21 protein-coding genes are annotated in these 20,396 nt (G+C 51.8%); 16 read left to right on the top strand and 5 right to left on the bottom strand.

Annotated features, from left to right (window positions below):
* Window positions 1-48: 48 nt before the first annotated feature.
* From ACLJRH_RS10060 to ACLJRH_RS10050, 3 genes are all read right to left on the bottom strand, one after another.
* The gene (locus ACLJRH_RS10060) at window positions 49-933 is read right to left on the bottom strand and encodes an SDR family oxidoreductase (protein ID WP_000019032.1); all 885 of its coding nucleotides are present in this window, start codon (window positions 931-933) and stop codon (window positions 49-51) included.
* Window positions 934-1,056: 123 nt separating this feature from the next.
* Window positions 1,057-1,461, bottom strand: coding sequence for a hypothetical protein (locus tag ACLJRH_RS10055; RefSeq protein WP_000665657.1), 405 nt, complete (start codon window positions 1,459-1,461; stop codon window positions 1,057-1,059).
* Window positions 1,448-1,858 carry a hypothetical protein gene (locus ACLJRH_RS10050; RefSeq protein WP_000936446.1) on the bottom strand — a complete coding sequence of 137 codons (411 nt, stop codon included), beginning with the start codon at window positions 1,856-1,858 and terminating at the stop codon, window positions 1,448-1,450. The genes ACLJRH_RS10055 and ACLJRH_RS10050 overlap by 14 nt, the downstream gene beginning before the upstream one ends.
* 103 nt (window positions 1,859-1,961) lie before the next feature.
* On the opposite strand from ACLJRH_RS10050, the gene ACLJRH_RS10045 reads away from it, so the two are divergent.
* The 14 genes from ACLJRH_RS10045 to ACLJRH_RS09980 all read left to right on the top strand — a co-directional run bounded on the left by ACLJRH_RS10045 (window position 1,962) and on the right by ACLJRH_RS09980 (window position 13,940).
* Window positions 1,962-2,465 carry an ESA_00282 family adhesion-associated protein gene (locus ACLJRH_RS10045; RefSeq protein ID WP_001084409.1) on the top strand — a complete coding sequence of 168 codons (504 nt, stop codon included), beginning with the start codon at window positions 1,962-1,964 and terminating at the stop codon, window positions 2,463-2,465.
* A 70-nt stretch (window positions 2,466-2,535) separates the two neighbouring features.
* Window positions 2,536-3,030, top strand: coding sequence for a TIGR00645 family protein (locus ACLJRH_RS10040; RefSeq protein ID WP_000439335.1), 495 nt, complete (start codon window positions 2,536-2,538; stop codon window positions 3,028-3,030).
* A gap of 306 nt (window positions 3,031-3,336) precedes the next feature.
* Window positions 3,337-4,980 (top strand): methyl-accepting chemotaxis protein, encoded by a 1,644-nt coding sequence (locus tag ACLJRH_RS10035; protein ID WP_001238427.1) that lies wholly within the window; start codon window positions 3,337-3,339, stop codon window positions 4,978-4,980.
* A gap of 84 nt (window positions 4,981-5,064) precedes the next feature.
* Window positions 5,065-5,352, top strand: coding sequence for a DUF2623 family protein (locus ACLJRH_RS10030; protein ID WP_001059119.1), 288 nt, complete (start codon window positions 5,065-5,067; stop codon window positions 5,350-5,352).
* A gap of 189 nt (window positions 5,353-5,541) precedes the next feature.
* Window positions 5,542-6,660, top strand: coding sequence for a hydrogenase 2 small subunit (gene hybO, locus ACLJRH_RS10025; protein WP_000145431.1), 1,119 nt, complete (start codon window positions 5,542-5,544; stop codon window positions 6,658-6,660).
* 2 nt (window positions 6,661-6,662) lie between these two features.
* Window positions 6,663-7,649, top strand: a complete 987-nt coding sequence (hybA, locus tag ACLJRH_RS10020) for a hydrogenase 2 operon protein HybA (protein WP_001081721.1) — start codon at window positions 6,663-6,665, stop codon at window positions 7,647-7,649.
* Entirely contained in the window at window positions 7,639-8,817 is a 1,179-nt protein-coding gene (gene hybB / locus ACLJRH_RS10015) for a Ni/Fe-hydrogenase cytochrome b subunit (RefSeq protein WP_000017678.1), read from the top strand. Before hybA ends, hybB begins: the two co-directional genes overlap by 11 nt.
* Window positions 8,814-10,517: a hydrogenase 2 large subunit gene (gene hybC, locus ACLJRH_RS10010; RefSeq protein WP_000083045.1), complete on the top strand. Its 1,704-nt coding sequence runs from the start codon at window positions 8,814-8,816 to the stop codon at window positions 10,515-10,517. The genes hybB and hybC overlap by 4 nt, the downstream gene beginning before the upstream one ends.
* The gene (locus tag ACLJRH_RS10005) at window positions 10,517-11,011 is read left to right on the top strand and encodes a HyaD/HybD family hydrogenase maturation endopeptidase (protein ID WP_001221960.1); all 495 of its coding nucleotides are present in this window, start codon (window positions 10,517-10,519) and stop codon (window positions 11,009-11,011) included. The genes hybC and ACLJRH_RS10005 overlap by 1 nt, the downstream gene beginning before the upstream one ends.
* Window positions 11,004-11,492, top strand: a complete 489-nt coding sequence (hybE, locus tag ACLJRH_RS10000) for a hydrogenase-2 assembly chaperone (RefSeq protein ID WP_000004951.1) — start codon at window positions 11,004-11,006, stop codon at window positions 11,490-11,492. Before ACLJRH_RS10005 ends, hybE begins: the two co-directional genes overlap by 8 nt.
* Window positions 11,485-11,826: a hydrogenase maturation nickel metallochaperone HypA gene (hypA, locus tag ACLJRH_RS09995; RefSeq protein ID WP_000544945.1), complete on the top strand. Its 342-nt coding sequence runs from the start codon at window positions 11,485-11,487 to the stop codon at window positions 11,824-11,826. Before hybE ends, hypA begins: the two co-directional genes overlap by 8 nt.
* Before the next feature lie 27 nt (window positions 11,827-11,853).
* Window positions 11,854-12,102, top strand: a complete 249-nt coding sequence (gene hybG / locus ACLJRH_RS09990) for a hydrogenase maturation factor HybG (protein ID WP_000334890.1) — start codon at window positions 11,854-11,856, stop codon at window positions 12,100-12,102.
* Between the two features lie 75 nt (window positions 12,103-12,177).
* A complete protein-coding gene (locus ACLJRH_RS09985) occupies window positions 12,178-13,230 on the top strand; it encodes an ABC transporter substrate-binding protein (RefSeq protein WP_023136687.1) in 1,053 nt (350 codons plus the stop codon).
* Entirely contained in the window at window positions 13,230-13,940 is a 711-nt protein-coding gene (locus tag ACLJRH_RS09980; protein ID WP_023136686.1) for a molybdate ABC transporter substrate-binding protein, read from the top strand. Before ACLJRH_RS09985 ends, ACLJRH_RS09980 begins: the two co-directional genes overlap by 1 nt.
* A gap of 67 nt (window positions 13,941-14,007) precedes the next feature.
* On the opposite strand, the gene yghU is transcribed toward ACLJRH_RS09980, so the two are convergent.
* Entirely contained in the window at window positions 14,008-14,874 is an 867-nt protein-coding gene (gene yghU / locus ACLJRH_RS09975; protein ID WP_000774852.1) for a glutathione-dependent disulfide-bond oxidoreductase, read from the bottom strand.
* Between the two features lie 226 nt (window positions 14,875-15,100).
* Between yghU and gss the strand changes: the two genes are divergently transcribed.
* On the top strand, window positions 15,101-16,957 hold the full coding sequence (gss, locus tag ACLJRH_RS09970) for a bifunctional glutathionylspermidine amidase/synthase (RefSeq protein ID WP_000033690.1): 1,857 nt from the start codon (window positions 15,101-15,103) through the stop codon (window positions 16,955-16,957).
* Between the two features lie 669 nt (window positions 16,958-17,626).
* Window positions 17,627-18,682, top strand: a complete 1,056-nt coding sequence (locus tag ACLJRH_RS09965) for a methyl-accepting chemotaxis protein (protein WP_023136685.1) — start codon at window positions 17,627-17,629, stop codon at window positions 18,680-18,682.
* Window positions 18,683-18,982: 300 nt separating this feature from the next.
* Here ACLJRH_RS09965 and uxaC read toward each other — a convergent pair whose 3' ends face one another.
* Window positions 18,983-20,395: a glucuronate isomerase gene (uxaC, locus tag ACLJRH_RS09960; RefSeq protein WP_000190182.1), complete on the bottom strand. Its 1,413-nt coding sequence runs from the start codon at window positions 20,393-20,395 to the stop codon at window positions 18,983-18,985.
* Between the last annotated feature and the right edge of the window lies 1 nt (window position 20,396).

Below are 20,396 nucleotides of genomic sequence, written 5' to 3'. Positions count from 1 at the left end.
ATGGCGCCTTGCTTAACAGAAGTGCGCCATCTTAATCGACTTCATGCGTTAGCCTAAATGCTCCCCGCCGCACACGCCGTGCACTTCTGCGGTAACGTAACTGGATTCCTGGCTTGCCAGATAGACATACACCGGCGCCAGCTCTGCCGGTTGGCCGGCCCGCTTCATTGGCGTCTGCTGACCAAACTGCGGAATTTTATCCTGGGTTTGACCGCCGGAAATTTGCAGCGCTGTCCAGATAGGGCCAGGCGCGACAATATTCACACGAATTCCTTTTTCCGCCACCTGTTTCGCCAGGCCACGGCTGTAATTGAGGATTGCCGCCTTGGTTGCCGCATAATCCAGCAGGTGCGGACTGGGCTGATACGCCTGGATAGACGACGTCGTGATAATACTGGCGCCTTTTGGCAGCAGCGGAATTGCTTCCTGGGTTATCCAGAACAGGGCAAAAACGTTAACGGCGAAGGTTTGCTGAAATTGCTCGCTGGTCAGATCTTTTATCTCCGGGATTGCCGTCTGTTTACCGGCCACCAGCGCCAGAATGTCCAGCCCGCCCAGCGCTTCACGCGCCTTATGGACCAGCGAACGGGCGAAAGATTCGTCGCTAAGATCGCCTGGCAATAACACCGCTTTACGGCCGCACTCCTCAATCAGCGCTTTAACCTGCTGGGCGTCCTCTTCTTCCGCTGGCAGATAGTTGATCGCGACATCTGCGCCTTCACGCGCGTAAGCGATAGCGGCAGCGCGCCCAATCCCGGAGTCGCCCCCTGTCACCAGCGCCTTACGATCTTTAAGGCGACCACTGCCGACATAACTTTTTTCGCCACAGTCAGGAACAGGCGTCATTTTCGCCTGGACGCCGGGCGCCGGCTGTTTTTGCTTAGGATACTCGCCGGTGTAATACTGCGTGGTAGGGTCGTATAGATGAGACATTGAGCTTCTCCCTTCAGGTTGAACACCCTTTAAGCGTAGACACTTTTACTACCGTAAGAGGGAGAATCAGAACGATCCTTATGCTTCGCCCGTATTCACAACAGAGTTAACTAGCCATGAAGGTTATTTTTCTTGCCGTGCGACGGTGGTGACGTTGCGCGTCCGGTAGTCGCCATCGGAAAGCTTACGCGTCAGACGTAAGGTTGCCGTCTCGCGAGCCAGCAGATGCTGCCAGTCACTTTCAAGACGAGACATAATTTTGTCTCGTAATTCAGGATGCTGCTCGATAATGGCATTGATGGTCGCGCCATAAATCTCCTCTTTGACCTGTAACGCATACATCTCCCGTCGGTTTTGCCACTTCAGGCGTACTAACGCCGCCGGTATGGATACCACCTCCTGCGTTACCTTTTCCAGGGTGGCATTTTTACTGGCGATTAGCGCTGCAAGATTTTGCTTTAAGATAAATTCATCACTTTTATGGTTGTCTAAAGCCAAATAAACGTTATTGTCTTCAACTTCTTTCATCTTTATCTTCCAGTGAATAAAATAGCGGCATATTGGTTTCGCGAGTGATTAAATTAAGCCAAATGGCATTGCCTTTTTCATTTATCATTGCGGTTTTATCCGCCAGTATTTTACTTAGCGTTTGGGCATCAATATCGCCTTCTGCCTGTAGTGCGTTTATCAGGCGGGCAAACGTTTCAATTTTAGCCACACAATACAGACGTTCTTTAATATGACGGTCGCGTTCTTCAAATAATACGTTTCTGTGTTGCCCGGCAGCGTTAGCGCTAATTAAAATATCAGGCTCGTAATCGCTGAGTTTTGTCTTTCCCTTAGGCAAATTTTTACTGTTTTCTGTGGCTTCAGGGGGCGGCGATGACAGGCGAAAATGAGAGGAAACCAGATGCTCAGGAAGCATGACTAAATATCCTTTACGATCAGTGGTATACTATTTTTAATAGTGTAGGTTTCGTTGACAATAACATGGTGTAATTTTAAAATCAAAAAAAATGGAGCCTGCTATGAACAGTATTTTTTATTCTGTTATTATATTGCTATTACTGACCGGCGCGATACTCTTCCTGATGTGGGAGGTTAATAAAAAACGTCCTGGTGGAAAAATCGTAAATTTAAATCAAACTGAACCCATGACAAAGGAAGAGGGCGAAGATCATTTCTCAGTATTAATGAATTCGATAACGCCGGTATGGTACTGGCGCGTTAACCATGAATATATCGATTTCCTTCATGCAACGATAAAACGAATGACAATGACTGAGTTGAATGAAACGCCTGGATTATTTGACGCACAGCGTCGTTGCAGCGACCTTAACTCTGCCGTTTATAAGTATTACGACAATATTAAGAAGCGTTGTCTGAACGGAGAAAAGGTGCCGTATTCGGATTTGGACGTCCTGAATTTACGTCAGTGTTTTCGGGAGTTCAGTCTTGAGGCCTACCCGGCATTGGTCGCGCTGGTATGGCCGGAATATCAGCGTCCACAGGTTAAACCGGATGAGATTTAACTGGCATGTTGATCTGATGTTGCATGGTTGAGATATACTGTTGCTGATTTTAGTTACCTGACAGGTCCCTATGGAACGCTTTCTTGAAAATGTAATGTATGCGTCTCGCTGGCTGCTCGCGCCAGTGTATTTTGGCCTCTCTTTGGCGCTGATCGCTTTAGCGCTAAAATTTTTCCAGGAAATTCTACACGTTCTGCCGAACGTTTTTGCCCTGGCGGAGGCCGATCTGATCCTGGTGCTGTTATCGCTGGTTGATATGACTCTGGTTGGCGGATTGCTGGTAATGGTCATGTTCTCCGGGTATGAAAACTTTGTCTCTCAGCTGGATATCTCTGCGGGCAAGGAGAAGCTGAACTGGCTGGGGAAAATGGATGCGACTTCGCTAAAAAATAAGGTGGCGGCATCGATAGTCGCTATCTCTTCCATTCACCTGTTACGCGTGTTTATGGACGCGAAAAACGTCCCGGATAACAAATTAATGTGGTATGTCATCATCCATCTGACCTTTGTCCTGTCGGCGTTCGTGATGGGCTATCTGGACAGATTGACGCGGCATAACCATTGAGCCGCCGTCAACGGCGGGGCAGTCGGGCAAAGGACACTGAGCCCGGCTGTAAAACAGCACTTCTTTAACGGCGGATAACCGCCTCCCTGCAGCCTTACGCAATATTTTTACTACATCTATTCATTTACCCAGTAATAAGACTAAAAGATTTTCTCTGCGTTCACAGATATATAACATCTGCGGGTACGTGAACGGCGATAACTGTAAAAAAATGGAGAATGCATTATATATTCTCCGCGCCTTGCCGATAACGAGAGTGCGTCATCGTCTGATGACTAATCTCTTATATTCAGCAAGGAAATTCATATGCGTTTGCTGCAAAACTTTACTATTCGTATGGTCATGCTGACGATACTGGGACTTTTTTGTCTACTCTGGTCGGGGGTGGGGTTATACAGCGTCCATGCTTTATCCGAAGTTTCGGAAGGAAATGATATTGACCGGCATCTTGTGCGGCAAATGACGGTGCTAAGCCAGGGTAACGATCAATATTTCCGCTTTGTTACCCGCCTTAGCCGCGCGATGGATGTAAAAATCGGCGGCGGCACGCCCGATTTTGCGCCCGCCCGGCAGTCGCTCGAGAATATGCGTCAGAAGCTGGAGGAGATGAAAGCGCTATCGCCAGGGCCGATGAACCCTGATATCTCAAGGGAGGTCTTGTCCAACTGGCAGGCCTTGCTGGAGAAAGGCGTCGTTCCTCAAATGCAACTGGCGCAGCAAGGATCGCTAACCGCCTGGAGCGAACATGCCAGTACGGTCACGCCCGCACTCAGTCGCGCGTTCGGTGCCAGCGCGGAACGGTTTAGTCATGAAGCTGGCGCCATGCTGGATAACACACGTGTGATGGTCGATGGTAAAACCTATACCATCCGCATCCTGCTTATCACGGCGGTGATTCTGGGCATTGCTATCCTGATTTTTACCGATCGCTATCTGGTTGCAATGATGGTGAAACCGCTGGAGCGCATCCGTCAGCAATTTCAGCGCATCGCGCAAGGCGATCTTAGCCAGCCGATTGAAGCGTTGGGGCGTAACTGCGTAGGCCGGTTGGTGCCGCTACTGCGCGCGATGCAGGACAGTTTACGCGAAGCCGTGAGTACGATCCGCGCCGGAAGCGACAATATCTGGCGCGGCGCGACGGAAATTTCTACTGGTAATAACGATCTCTCTTCCCGAACGGAAGAACAGGCCGCCGCGCTGGAAGAAACTGCCGCCAGCATGGAACAGCTTACCGCAACGGTGAAAATGAACGCCGAACACGCTCGCCAGGCGAGTCAGCTTGCGGATGCCGCCTCGCTAACGGCAGGAAAAGGCGGTGAACTGGTTTCCGATGTGGTAGAAACCATGGACGGTATTTCCGCCAGTTCGCAGCAGATCGCCGAAATTACTACCGTGATTAATAGTATTGCTTTCCAGACCAATATTCTGGCCTTGAACGCAGCGGTAGAAGCGGCCAGAGCGGGCGAGCAGGGACGCGGCTTCGCGGTGGTCGCCGGTGAGGTACGTAACCTGGCCAGCCGCAGCGCGGGGGCGGCGAAAGAAATTGAAGCCTTAATTGGCGAATCGGTACGTCGCGTAGCGCAGGGCGCGCAGTTGGTCCAGGAGACCGGTGCGACGATGGAAGCCATCCTGCGCGGCGTCACGGAAGTGACGACGATTATGAAACAGATCGCATCCGCCTCCGAAGATCAGAGTAAAGGTATCTCTCAGGTTGGCGTGGCGATCACGCAAATGGATAGCGTTACGCAACAAAACGCCGCGCTGGTTGAGCAGGTTTCCGCGGCGGCGGCGGCGCTGGAACGGCAGACGGAGGATTTGCAACGCTCCGTACAGCAGTTCCGGCTTTCCGCTAGTGAGCCGCAACAACGCGTAACGGCGAAAGCAGCGCCTGGCGTTCAGAGAATGGCGTCGGCTCCCGCACAGTCTACTGATGAATGGGTTTCCTTCTGATGTGAAGCAAAAAAGCGCGTAATGCGCTGGTCTTCATTTAATCAATCGCTATATAATTTATTATATAGCGATTGAGGAGGTCAGATGAATAATCATTTTGGGAAAGGCTTAATGGCCGGGTTGCACGCGCCATATGCATATAGCGCGCATCATGCGGTGAATTTCTGTTCTGAGTATAAACGTGGCTTTGTATTAGGTTTTACACACCGTATGTTCGAAAAGACCGGCGATCGTCAACTTAGCGCGTGGGAGGCCGGAATTCTGACGCGTCGCTATGGTCTGGATAAAGAAATGGTGATGGATTTCTTTAAAGAGAATCATTCCGGGATGGCGGTTCGCTTCTTTATGGCCGGTTATCGACTCGAAGGTTGATCCAACAGGGGTATTATCTTGCTTTAATTAATTACACTATCGCCTCTTCCCTTCGTTTTACTGTTCCGTCGAAGTATTATGGCGCACATAACCATAAAAAAAGTGTGGTAAATGGCGTACCGATCGCAATAACTTCTTCGCGAACAGTGCAAAATAAAAGCCAGGTCTTCGTAACGGAATAACTATAAAATGACTGGAGATAATACTCTCATCACTTCTCACGGCATTAACCGTCGTGATTTCATGAAGCTTTGTGCAGCACTGGCCGCTACTATGGGGCTCAGTAGCAAAGCCGCCGCAGAAATGGCAGAATCGGTATCCAATCCACAGCGTCCGCCCGTTATCTGGATTGGCGCTCAGGAGTGTACCGGTTGTACCGAATCACTGCTTCGTGCTACACACCCAACCGTTGAAAACCTCGTTCTGGAGACCATCTCTCTGGAATACCACGAGGTACTTTCCGCCGCATTCGGTCACCAGGTCGAAGAAAACAAACATAACGCTCTGGAGAAGTATAAAGGGCAATATGTTCTGGTGGTGGATGGTTCTATCCCACTAAAAGATAACGGTATCTACTGCATGGTTGCCGGCGAGCCGATCGTGGATCACATCCGCAAAGCCGCCGACGGCGCAGCCGCGATTATCGCTATCGGTTCCTGCTCGGCATGGGGCGGCGTTGCTGCGGCTGGCGTAAACCCAACCGGCGCTGTCAGTCTGCAGGAAGTCTTACCGGGCAAAACGGTTATCAATATTCCAGGTTGTCCGCCAAACCCGCATAACTTCCTGGCGACCGTCGCGCATATCATCACTTACGGCACGCCGCCGAAGCTGGATACGAAAAATCGTCCAACCTTTGCCTATGGCCGTCTGATTCATGAGCATTGCGAACGTCGTCCACACTTCGACGCAGGCCGTTTTGCCAAAGAATTTGGCGACGAAGGCCACCGTCAGGGCTGGTGTCTCTACCATCTTGGCTGTAAAGGGCCGGAAACCTGGGGCAACTGTTCTACGTTACAGTTCTGTGACGTTGGCGGCGTTTGGCCAGTGGCGATCGGTCATCCTTGCTATGGCTGTAACGAAGAAGGTATCGGCTTCCATAAGGGCATTCACCAGCTTGCTCATGTCGAAAACCAAACTCCGCGTTCAGAGAAACCTGACGTCAATATGAAAGAAGGCGGCAATATCTCTGCGGGCGCTGTCGGTCTGCTTGGCGGCGTAGTCGGTCTGGTTGCCGGCGTCAGCGTGATGGCGGTACGTGAACTGGGGCGTCAGCAAAAGAAAGATAACGCTGACTCACGGGGAGAATAACCGTGAACAGACGTGACTTTATTAAAGCAGCCTCCGGTGGAGCATTGCTGTTGGGCGCCGCGCCGTCTGTCAGCCATGCGGCTGCAGAAAACCGTCCGCCGATTCCAGGTTCGCTGGGCATGCTGTATGACTCCACTCTGTGCGTGGGCTGTCAGGCCTGCGTCACAAAGTGTCAGGATATCAACTTCCCGGCGCGTAACCCGGAAGGGGAGCAGACCTGGTCGAACAACGACAAACTGTCGCCGTATACCAATAACATTATCCAGGTATGGCGTAGCGGCACGGGCGTGAACAAAGATCAGGAAGAGAACGGCTATGCCTACATCAAGAAACAGTGTATGCACTGCGTCGATCCTAACTGCGTTTCCGTTTGTCCGGTGTCGGCGCTGAAAAAAGATCCGAAAACCGGCATCGTCCACTATGACAAAGATGTCTGCACCGGCTGCCGTTACTGTATGGTCGCCTGCCCGTACAACGTACCTAAGTACGACTACAACAACCCGTTTGGCGCGCTTCACAAGTGTGAGTTGTGTAACCAGAAAGGCGTTGAGCGTCTGGATAAAGGCGGTTTGCCTGGGTGCGTGGAAGTTTGTCCGGCAGGGGCCGTCATTTTCGGTACTCGTGAAGAGCTGATGGCGGAAGCGAAAAAACGTCTGGCCCTCAAACCAGGCAGTGAATATCACTATCCGCGCCAGACGTTGAAAACGGACGACACCTATCTGCATACGGTGCCTAAATACTACCCACACCTCTACGGTGAAAAAGAGGGCGGTGGTACTCAGGTGCTGGTGCTGACAGGCGTTCCTTATGAAGATCTGGATTTGCCGAAGCTGGATGACCTTTCAACCGGAGCGCGCTCCGAGCATGTTCAACACACGCTTTATAAAGGCATGATACTACCCCTGGCTGCGCTGGCGGGCTTAACCGTGCTGGTTCGTCGTAATAGCAAAAACGACCATCACGATGGAGGAGACGATCATGAGTCATGATCCAAAACCGCTGGGCGGAAAAATCATCAGTAAACCGGTCATTATTTTTGGACCGTTAATCGTCCTGTGTATGCTCCTTATCGTGAAGCGTCTGGTCTTCGGGTTGGGCTCCGTTTCCGACCTGAACGGCGGTTTCCCGTGGGGCGTCTGGATTGCCTTTGACCTGTTGATCGGCACCGGCTTTGCCTGCGGCGGTTGGGCGTTGGCATGGGCGGTGTATGTCTTTAACCGTGGGCAATACCATCCGTTGGTGCGCCCGGCGTTGCTGGCAAGCTTGTTTGGTTACTCGCTGGGCGGCCTGTCGATCACTATCGACGTCGGTCGTTACTGGAACCTGCCGTACTTCTACATTCCAGGTCACTTCAACGTGAACTCGGTACTGTTTGAGACGGCGGTCTGTATGACCATCTACATCGGCGTGATGGCGCTGGAGTTTGCGCCTGCCCTGTTTGAACGTCTGGGCTGGAAAGTGTCGCTCAAGCGTCTGAATAAGGTGATGTTCTTTATTATCGCGCTGGGCGCGCTGCTGCCGACGATGCACCAGTCCTCAATGGGGTCATTGATGATCTCGGCGGGCTATAAAGTGCATCCGCTATGGCAAAGCTATGAAATGCTGCCGCTGTTCTCGGTTCTGACCGCGTTTATCATGGGCTTCTCCATTGTCATATTTGAGGGTTCGCTGGTTCAGGCAGGCCTGAAAGGAAACGGTCCGGATGAGAAAAATTTGTTTGTTAAGCTGACGAATACCATCAGCGTGCTGCTGGCGATTTTCGTCGTCCTGCGCTTTGGCGAACTGATTTATCGCGACAAGCTGTCCTATGCGTTTGCCGGCGATTTTTACTCCGCTATGTTCTGGATTGAAGTCGTCCTGATGGTCTTCCCGTTAGTGGTGCTGCGTGTGGCGAAACTGCGTAATGACTCTCGTATGCTGTACCTGTCGGCGCTGAGCGCGCTGTTGGGCTGCGCGACGTGGCGTCTGACCTATTCGCTGGTGGCATTCAACCCGGGTGGCGGCTACCACTACTTCCCAACCTGGGAAGAATTGTTGATTTCTATTGGTTTTGTGGCTATTGAGATTTGTGCATACATCGTACTCATTCGTCTACTGCCGATACTTCCTCCTTTAAAACAAAACGATCATAATCGTCATGAGGCGAGCAAAGCATGAGCCAGAGAATTACTATTGATCCGGTAACCCGTATTGAGGGTCATTTACGCATTGACTGCGAAATTGAGAACGGCGTCGTATCCAAAGCATGGGCGTCCGGCACCATGTGGCGCGGTATGGAAGAGATCGTGAAGAACCGCGATCCGCGCGATGCGTGGATGATTGTGCAGCGTATTTGCGGCGTTTGTACGACAACTCACGCGATCTCCTCCGTTCGTGCGGCGGAAAGCGCGCTGAATATTGATGTTCCCGTCAACGCGCAGTATATCCGTAATATTATTCTGGCGGCGCATACCACCCATGACCACATTGTCCATTTCTACCAGCTCTCTGCTCTGGACTGGGTGGACATTACCTCTGCGCTGAAAGCCGATCCGGAAAAAGCCTCCGCGATGCTGGATGGCGTGTCGAGCTGGCACCTGAACAGCGCGCAAGAGTTCACGAAAGTTCAGAACAAGATCAAGGATCTTGTCGCCAGCGGTCAGTTAGGTATTTTCGCCAATGGCTACTGGGGGCACCCGGCAATGCAGTTACCGCCGGAGGTCAACCTGATTGCGGTCGCCCACTATCTGCAGGCGCTGGAATGTCAGCGTGACGCTAACCGCGTGGTGGCGTTGCTGGGCGGTAAATCGCCGCATATCCAGAACCTGGCGGTCGGTGGGGTGGCGAACCCGATCAATCTCGACAGCATCGGTACGTTGAACCTTGAACGCCTGATGTACATCAAATCGTTTATCGATAAGCTGAGCGATTTTGTCGAGCAGGTGTATAAAGTGGATACCGCAGTCATCGCGGCTTACTATCCGGAATGGCTGGAGCGCGGCAAAGGCGCGGTGAACTACCTGAGCGCGCCAGAATTCCCGACCGACGGTAAAAACGGTAGTTTCCTGTTCCCGGGCGGTTACATTACCAATGCCGATCTGTCGACATACCGTCCAATCACCTCTCACTCCGACGAGTTTCTGATTAAAGGTATTCAGGAGAGCGCGAAGCACGCTTGGTATAAAGATGAAGCGCCGCAGGCGCCGTGGGAAGGCACTACGATCCCGGCTTACGACGGTTGGTCGGATGACGGTAAATACTCGTGGGTCAAGTCGCCGACATTCTACGGCAAAACCGTTGAAGTCGGGCCGCTGGCGAACATGCTGTGTAAACTGGCTGCAGGCCGTGAATCCACGCAGACCAAACTCAATGAAATCATTGCGCTTTATCAGAAGCTGACCGGCAAAACGCTGGAAATGGCGCAACTTCACTCTACGCTGGGTCGTATCATCGGGCGTACCGTTCACTGTTGTGAACTGCAAAACGTATTGCAGGATCAATACAACGCGCTGATTGTAAATATCGGCAAAGGCGATTACACCACGTTTGTGAAGCCGAACATTCCGGCGACGGGCGAGTTCAAAGGCGTGGGCTTCCTGGAGGCGCCGCGCGGTATGCTGTCTCACTGGATGGTGATTAAAGACGGCATTATCAGTAACTATCAGGCGGTGGTGCCATCGACCTGGAACTCAGGTCCGCGTAACTTCAACGATGACGTGGGGCCGTACGAACAGTCGCTGGTCGGTACGCCGATCGCCGATCCGGCGAAGCCGCTGGAAGTGGTACGTACCATCCATTCCTTCGACCCTTGCATGGCGTGCGCGGTGCATGTGGTGGACGCCGATGGCAATGAAGTGGTCTCGGTGAAGGTTTTGTAATGCGGATATTAGTCTTAGGGGTCGGCAATATTTTGCTGACCGATGAAGCCATCGGGGTACGTATTGTTGAAGCGTTAGAGCAACGATACACCCTGCCGGATTTTGTTGAGATTCTGGATGGCGGTACGGCGGGAATGGAACTTCTTGGCGATATGGCGAATCGTGATCATTTGATCATTGCCGACGCCATCGTGTCGAAAAAGAACGCGCCGGGAACCATTATGGTACTGCGCGACGATGAAGTTCCGGCGCTGTTCACCAACAAAATCTCCCCCCATCAGCTTGGACTGGCCGACGTATTGTCGGCCCTCCGCTTTACCGGCGAGTTTCCGAAGAAACTGACCCTGGTCGGCGTTATTCCACAGTCGCTGGAACCGCACATCGGCTTAACGCCAACCGTCGAGGCGATGATTGAACCTGCGCTTGAGCAGGTTCTTGCTGCGCTGCGTGAATCCGGCGTCGAAGCAATTCCTAAGGAGACGGCGCATGTCTGAAACGTTTTCCGGATTCGACACGGCGCCCGTCGCCCGGGTTCAGGCGGCGTTTGAAGAGATAGCCCATCGTTCGATGCACGATCTTTCGTTTCTGCATCCGACTATGCCTGTGCATGTCTCTGATTTTACGTTGTTTGAAGGACAATGGACGGGCACGGTAATTACGCCGTGGATGTTAAGCGCATTAATCTTCCCTGGCCCGGACCAGATCTGGCCCGGGCGTACCGTCGGTGAAAAACTCGGTCTGCAACTGCCTTATGGCACGATGACCTTTACCGTTGGCGAACTGGAAGGCGTTTCGCAATATCTTGCCTGCTCGTTGATGTCGCCGCTTTCCCGTAGCCTGTCGCCGGAAGAGGGCGTCCGGCTGGCGGATGACTGCGCGCGGATGCTGTTATCCCTGCCGGTAAGCAATCCTGATGCACCGCAGACAAGCCGGCGTGCGTTGCTGTTTGGCCGTCGGAGCTGTGAGAATGCATGAGCTGTCTCTTTGCCAAAGCGCCGTTGAAATTATTCAGCAGCAGGCAGAACAGCACGGCGTGGCGCGCGTCACCGGCGTATGGCTGGAGATCGGCGCGCTTTCGTGCGTTGAAGAGCGCGCGGTTCGTTTCAGCTTTGACATCGCCTGCCAGGGGACTTTAGCGCAAGGGTGCGAATTGCACATCGACTACAGACCGGCCCAGGCCTGGTGCTGGGATTGCAGTCAGGTGGTGGAAATTCTCAGGCATGACGCGCAATGTCCGCATTGTCATGGCGATCGCCTGCGGGTGGATACCGGCGATTCGTTGAAAGTAAAAAGTATTGAGGTCGAATAACCCGCATTTTATTCCAGGTGGTTAATTATGTGTATTGGCGTCCCCGGTCAGGTGCTGGCCGTCGGAGATGATATTCACCAGCTTGCGCAGGTGGAAGTGTGTGGCATCAAACGTGATGTCAATATTGCTCTGATTTGTGAAGGTAAGCCAGCCGAGCTGATAGGGCAATGGGTATTGGTACACGTTGGTTTTGCGATGAGCATCATTGACGAAGACGAAGCGAAAGCCACGTTAGATGCGCTGCGCCGCATGGAGTACGACATCACCAGCGCGTGATCCCTTAATCACCTCTATTATATCGCTCTACAATCGTTGTATAATTATTTATATATCGATTGTGGGGCGAAACCTATGAATAAATTTTTGCGCCAGCTCTCTCTGCTGGCGTTGCTTTTTTGCTGGTCGTTAATGTCACAGGCGGCGCGTACTTTTACCGATCAAATTGGCCGCCAGGTCACGGTTCCCGACACCGTCGACAGAGTGGTGGTGCTCCAGCATCAAACGCTCAATCTCCTTGTACAGATGAATGCCACTGACAAAATCGTTGGGGTCATGGCGAACTGGAAACAGCAATTAGGCGACGGCTATGCGCGTCTGGCGCCGGAACTGGCGCAAAAAGCCTCGCTGGGCGATCTAACGCACGTTGATCCTGAAAAACTGGTGGCGCTGCGCCCGCAGGTGGTGTTTGTCACGAATTACGCTCCACAGGAGATGATCGACAAGATCAGCCGTCTTGGCATTCCGGTGGTGGCGATTTCGCTGCGCCATGATGTTGTTGGCGAGCAGGCTAAAATGAACCCGACCCTGGCCGATGAAGAGCAGGCTTACAACCGCGGGCTGCGTGAAGGAATAACGCTGATTGGCGATATCGTCAATAAACCGCAGGAGGCGAAAGCGCTGATTGAGGCGATGGATAAAGGTCGCAAAATGGTCAGCGACCGTTTGCAGTCGGTTCCTGAAAATGAGCGGGTTCGCGCCTATATGGCGAATCCGGAGCTGACCACCTACGGTTCCGGTAAATATACCGGTCTGATGATGGCCCATGCGGAGGCGCTGAATGTAGCGGCATCCTCGGTGAAAGGCTTTAAGCAGGTGACAATGGAGCAGGTGATCGCCTGGGATCCACAGGTGATCTTTGTCCAGAATCGCTATCCAAAGGTCGTCAATGAGATCCTGCACAATCCCCAGTGGCAGGTCATTGACGCGGTGAAGCATCATCGGGTTTACCTGATGCCGGATTATGCCAAAGCCTGGGGATATCCGATGCCGGAGGCGGTGGGAATCGGCGAACTGTGGATGGCGAAAAAACTCTATCCGGAAAAATTCCACGATATTGACATGCAAAAGGCCGCTAACGACTGGTATCAACGTTTTTACCGTACTGACTATCAGGGCGTACAGTGATGCGAATACTGGCTGCGGGGAGCTTGCGTGTCGTCTGGCCGCAGCTAATGGCGGCGTTTCAGGCGGATGCGGTATGTGATTTCGGTCCGGCGGGGTTGTTACGTGAACGCATCGAAGCGGGCGAAGCGTGCGACTTTTTTGCTTCGGCGAACCTGGCGCATCCGCAGGCGCTGCTGGAAAGCGGGCGGGCGCTGCGGGTCGCGCCTTTTACGACGAACCGTTTGTGTCTGAGCGTGCGGGCACAGGCGATGCGTGAAGGCGAGGACTGGCTGTCGCTGTTAACCCGGCGGGATCTGCGGATCGGCACCTCAACAGCAGGTTGCGATCCTTCCGGCGATTATACGCAGCAGCTTTTTTCGCGGATGGGCAAGGAGGGCGAAGCGGTCCGAAAACGCGCGGTAGCGCTGGTTGGCGGCAGGCAGACTTTGCCGTTACCGGCGGGCCGGCTGGCGGCGGAATGGCTCATCAATCATGATTACACCGATATCTTTATTGGCTATGCCAGCTATGCTCCCAGGCTACGGCTGGTTAATTCGCTGCGAGTGGTTGATATCCCGGAACCTTATAATCCCGTGGCTGAATATGGCTTTGCCTGCCTGAGCGAGCAGGGAAAAACGCTTGCCGACTTTTTACTATCAGCACGGGCGAGGTCGATTCTCATGCAACATGGGTTTAGTGAAGCGCCGCATATGACACGCTCGCAGAACTGATAAGCGAAGCGTCAGCAGGGAATACCATGCCGGATGACGACATTACTACCCCATCCGGCATTATGGTTTAACTTTGACGTTTATCTTCGGTATGGTTTTCGAAGTCGCTGGCGTCATGGCGTTCGTGAAGCTGTTCGTTCAATGGGCCGTTGGTCCGGTTGACAATGCGCCCCCGCTTTACCGCCGGACGTTCGGCTACCTGTTTCGCCCAGCGTTGTACGTTTTGATAACTTCCGGCATCCAGAAACTCCGCTGCATCATAGACATTCCCCAGCACCACGTTACCGAACCACGGCCAGATGGCCATATCGGCAATAGTGTACTCTTCTCCCGCGACATACGGGTGGTGAGCTAACTGCTTATCCAGCACGTCCAGCAGACGCTTGGCTTCCATGGTGAAGCGATTAATGGCGTACTCAATTTTTACCGGCGCATAATGATAGAAATGACCGAAACCGCCGCCGAGGAACGGCGCCGCGCCCTGTAGCCAGAACAACCAGTTAAGGGTTTCTGTGCGCTTAGCCAGATCCTGCGGCAGGAAATGGCCAAACTTATCCGCCAGATAAACAAGAATTGCGCCCGACTCAAAAACCCGAATCGGCGGGTTGTGTGAATTATCGCGCAGCGCCGGGATTTTTGAGTTCGGATTGATGTCAACAAAGCCGCTGGAGAACTGATCGCCCTCGCCGATGCGAATCAACCAGGCGTCATATTCGGCGCCGGTCACGCCCAGCGCCAGGAGCTCTTCCAGCATAATGGTCACTTTCTGGCCGTTAGGCGTCCCCAGCGAATAAAGCTGTAACGGATGTTTGCCGACGGGCAGCGTTTTGTCGTGCGTCGGGCCGGAAACCGGGCGATTAATGTTAGCGAACGCGCCGCCGCCGGATTTATCCCACGTCCAGACTTTTGCGGGTTGATAAGTATTATCTGCCATATTGACCTGCCTTCACAGTGGTGGTGTTGAAGCAGTGTAGCAGCTTGCTAACCGGACATTTAACCGATTGGGACATTCCGGCGAGTGAAATTTTAACCTTCTGGCCTCAGTGTGCCTTATTGAGGTGTATGATTATGTCGACCTCTGTCCGGTTAGTGTCACAGAGCAGACAATCAGAGCGAAATTACGCCAGGCTGCTCAGGCGGTCTTGTTTTGAGGTAAGTGCATGAGCAAAGGAACCACCAGTCAGGATGCCCCCTTCGGGACATTATTGGGTTACGCCCCCGGCGGCGTAGCGATCTACTCTTCAGATTACAATTCCCTCGATCCGTGGGACGACGACGACGCAGCTTTTCGTAGCTACATCGACGATGAATACATGGGGCATAAATGGCAGTGCGTGGAATTTGCCCGCCGTTTTCTCTTTCTGAATTATGGCGTTGTTTTTACTGACGTCGGCATGGCCTGGGAAATCTTCTCGCTGCGTTTTCTGCGCGAGGTCGTGAATGACAATATTTTGCCTTTGCAGGCCTTCCCGAACGGTTCGCCGCGCGCGCCGGAGGCCGGGGCGCTGCTCATCTGGCAAAAGGGCGGCGAGTTTAACGAAACCGGGCACGTCGCGATTATCACCCAACTCCTGGATAACAAAATTCGTATTGCTGAGCAAAACGTTATCCACACGCCATTGCCGCCAGGGCAGCAGTGGACTCGCGAACTGGAAATGGTCGTAGAAAACGGGTGTTACACCCTGCGCGACACCTTTGATGACACGACGATTTTAGGCTGGATGATCCAGACCGACGACACGCAATACAGTTTGTCACAGCCTGACATCGCGAATCAGTCGCTGGCGATTCGCGGCGCAAGACTGCCAGAGAAAGGTCAGTTTGACGGTCAGTGGTTGGATGAGCGCGATCCGTTACAAAAAGCCTATGTACAGGCGAACGGACACGTTATCAATCAGGACCCGTACCAGTATTTTACCATCACCGAGAGCGCTGAACAGGAGCTTATCAAAGCGACCAATGAGTTGCATTTGATGTACCTGCACGCCACGGACAAAGTTTTAAAAGACGATAATCTGCTGGCGCTATTCGATATCCCCAAAATTCTTTGGCCGCGCCTGCGTCTCTCCTGGCAGCGCCGTCGTCACCATATGATCACCGGTCGTATGGATTTCTGCATGGATGAACGCGGGCTGAAAGTCTATGAATACAATGCCGATTCCGCATCATGCCATACCGAAGCGGGATTAATTCTCGAAAAATGGGCTGAGCAGGGCTATACCGGTAAAGGGCATAACCCGGCAGAGGGCTTAATTAACGAGCTGGCAGGCGCCTGGAAACACAGTAAAGCGCGTCCTTTCGTCCATATCATGCAGGATGATGATATCGAGGAGGACTATCACGCGCAGTTTATGCAGCAGGCGCTGCATCAGGCCGGCTTCGCGAGCAAAATTCTCCGCGGGCTGGGCGAGTTGCGCTGGGATGACGCCGGGCAGTTGATCGATGGCGACGGACGGCTGGTGAATTGTGTCTGGAAAACCTGGGCGTGGGAAACGGCGATGGAGCAGATACGCGAAGTCAGCGAGACGGAGTACGCCGCAGTGCCTATTCGTACCGGGCACCCGGAAAATGAAGTCCGGCTGATTGATGTATTACTGCGCCCGGAAGTGTTGGTGTTTGAACCGCTGTGGACGGTGATCCCGGGTAACAAAGCGATCCTGCCCATCCTGTGGTCGCTCTTCCCACATCATCGCTATTTGCTCGACACGGATTTTACCGTTAACGATGAGCTGGTGCAGACCGGCTATGCGGTAAAACCGATTGCCGGACGTTGCGGTAGTAATATTGATTTGGTGAGTCATCAGGAAGAACTCCTGGATAAAACCAGTGGCAAGTTCGCCACGCAGAAAAATATCTATCAGCAGTTGTGGTGCCTGCCGAAGGTCGCCGGGAAGTATATTCAGGTCTGTACGTTTACCGTGGGCGGTAACTACGGCGGTACGTGCCTGCGCGGCGATGATTCATTAGTCATTAAAAAAGAGAGCGATATTGAACCGTTAATCGTCATCAAAGCGTAACGGGGTCATTCTCGTCGGGATATCGGCGTTGGTGCCGATATCCCGCCTGTTGTGTTTACCAGCGAACGGCTGTCAGCCTGACATTTACTGGTAACATATGAGAAATAATATCACAAATTATTCTTAACTTTTCTGACGCAGGCGGTGACGCTCGCCGCGTTGGCGCATCCGTTTCCTGATTTTCGACTACTCGATACTTTTTGCGGCTGGTTACGCCGCCCCTATCCCTTTGGATTTAGGTCATGCCTGTTTGGTTGGTAAACGGACAGCATAATATATTGATGAGTCCAAATGATATTATTGGTCATATAAAAAGTTTACGTTAGGTTATTTTTCTATTGCAAAAGTTTGCGTTTAAACCCTGTCTGCAATCTTCGGGCTGAGATATAGATACACCTAAGTAAATGCAGTTAATTATTATTCAACTATTATTGTCAGCCTTGTAAATAATATTTCCGTATAAAGTGAAGCGACTTCCATTATGACTATTAATAGTATTGTTGAATAGTTTACTCTGTAATTATTTAAGTTTAGTGGACGTTTTGTCTTATTCTGGTGAACGTATGGTTATGGCAGATGACAGCCGATTTTTCATTATGTTAGCATGAGTTGATAATACTTTATCCAGGCATAGATCAGGATGTCCACATATAATAAGGAGAATGGTATATGTTTAAAAAAGTATTAGGCTTGCGCCACTGGAATAATAATGTTGTAAAAATACCGCCGCCAGCAGAATCTGGCGCTAATGCGTCTGACGTGGTGGTGGATACTCCTGAGCCTTATGAGCGGATATTGTGTCAAAAAATTCTGATGGGGATCTCGACGATCGATATCATTCGTAATGCCATCATTAAGTCCTGTGAGCAGCTCAACATTGAAAAAGAACGCATTAATGAACTTAACGAACAGAATGATAAAGCCAGAAGTTCATTAAAATCGCTCGTGGAATTTATCACCGAAATTGGCACGACTTCATCGGATATTGGCTGTCGTATGGGCGACTTAAATACCTCCTTAACGCAAATTAATGCGTGTATTAAAGAGATACAGAAGATCGCTAACCAGACCAATTTGATAGCGATTAACTCCGCGATCGAGGCCGCGCGCGTAGGGGATGCCGGGCGTGGTTTTAGCGTTATTTCGAAAGAGGTGAAAAACCTGTCCGAAGATGTTAAACACAGTTCGAAAAGCGTCAGTACGTTAACCTCTGTAATCAAAGATAATACGGCCAGAGTGAGTGAGGTACTGGATAACCAACAGCCGGTTATTGATAATATTACGACTAACATAAATCAAATTGTGGAGTCTATTGGCATCGTCATCGATAAATCGCTGAGCATGAAATCGGTCATGCAGTACATCTCTACGGTGCAGTTTTTGAATATTGTTAAAGTTGACCATGTTATCTGGAAAATGGAAGTCTACAAATTACTCTTAAATAAAGACATAAACAGTAAAATAACGATGCACGATCAGTGTCGGCTGGGGAAATGGTACTACGGTTTTGAAGGGCAGCAGTTTAGCAATTACTACAGTTTCCGTAGTCTGGAAGTGCCGCATAAAGAGGTGCATACCGCTGGTCACTCTGCGCTGAACTATTTTGCCGCAGGCAATATGAATGCGATGTCACAAGAACTCGACAGAATGGAGCGATCCAGTAATGAGGTGGTTAACCAGCTGGAAATGCTGGCTGTCGATTTGTTAAAAGAAACCACACTGTGAAGTCATGAGTTATTACCGTATAACCAACTGGAGCCATCATCAACAGGACTGATGTATCACACTTTCTGCACTGGAGTTATTCCGGACAGAGAAAAGAAGCATGACGCAGAAGATGGCTGTGTTTGTTCACCCGAATCACTTACCTTAGTAAGTGATTCGGGATTAATCAGCAACCTCTTTGCTTTTTATCGGCGGCCAGACTTTGGCTGGAAAAGTGCGTTACTGCTAAATTTCTCACTCTCTTACCGCCTTCCTGCCCCCTCGAAATACCTGAAACCTGTGCTCACAGATTAATAGCGATTATTTAATCGTGAAATAACGTTGGGCATTATTGAAGCAGATATCCTGAACCATACGGCTTAGCATCGCTTCATCATCAGGAATCTCTCCGTCCTGCGCCCACTGTCCCAGCAGGTTACAGAGAATACGACGGAAATATTCATGTCGCGTATAAGAAAGGAAACTGCGGGAGTCGGTCAGCATCCCGACAAACTGACTTAACAGTCCCATTTGCGACAGTTGCTCCAATTGGCGCAGCATCCCGTCTTTCTGATCGTTAAACCACCAGCCGGAACCAAACTGCACTTTTCCGGCAATTCCTGGCCCCTGGAAGTTACCGATCATGGTCGCCAGGACTTCGTTATCACGTGGGTTCAGGCAATAGAGGATAGTCTTGGGCAGTTCATTGGTCACATCCATACTGTCGAGCAAACGGGAGAGCGCCCAGCTAATGTTATTATCGCCAATGGAGTCAAAGCCGGTATCCGGCCCCAGCAGGCGGAACATACGGGTATTATTATTACGGATCGCGCCAATATGTAGCTGCATCACCCAGCCGCGCGCGGCGTACTGACGGCCCAGCCAGACCAGCACCGCCGTGGTAAACTGGGCGATCTCAAGTTCGCTCAACGTTTCGCCAGCCAGACGTTTGCCCAGAATGGCGTCAAGCTGCGCGTCGTCGGGCACCGGCGCAAATCGCAGCGTTTCAATGCCATGATCGGACGCGCGACAGCCGCAGGCGGCGAAATGGTCGAGACGGCGAGTGAGCGCCTGACGTAAATCGTCGAAACGGGTAATGCTGACATCTGCCGCCGCTTCCAGTTTCCTCAGGTAATCGACAAAGCCGTCCAGTTCGATTTTGAAAACTTTGTCGGGGCGCCAGCTTGGCGCGACTTCAATATCAATGCTGTCGTCGGCGGCTATCTGGCGGTGATATTCCAGAGAATCTATCGGGTCGTCGGTGGTTCCGACCATCCGCACATTCATCTGCTGCATAATACCGCGCGCGGAAAAGGCCGGCGTCGCCAGTTTCTCATTACACTGCGTCCAGATACTTTCTGCGGTATCCGGTCCGAACAGCGTACCTGTAATGCCAAATGGACGGCGTAGTTCAAGGTGCGTCCAGTGATACAGCGGATTACCCAGCGTTTTTGGTACGGTATTGGCCCAGGCCATATATTTTTCATAATCGCTGGTCTCTTTGCCGGTGATCAGCGATTCATCCACGCCTGCGCTTCGTAGCGCTCGCCATTTATAGTGGTCGCCTTCCAGCCAGATCTGACCGAGGTTATCGAAACGGCGATCGTCGGCAATTTCCTGCGGACTTAAATGGCAGTGGAAGTCATAAATCGGCATGGGCGCGGCGTATTTATGGTACAGCGTGCGGGCAATGTCGTTTTTAAGTAGAAAATCTTCAGTCATAAACGTAGCCATG

This window comes from Salmonella sp. SAL04162 (genome assembly GCF_046551535.1).
In the GTDB taxonomy this organism is placed as follows: domain Bacteria; phylum Pseudomonadota; class Gammaproteobacteria; order Enterobacterales; family Enterobacteriaceae; genus Salmonella; species Salmonella enterica.
This window is presented reverse-complemented; position numbering and strand designations above follow the sequence as displayed.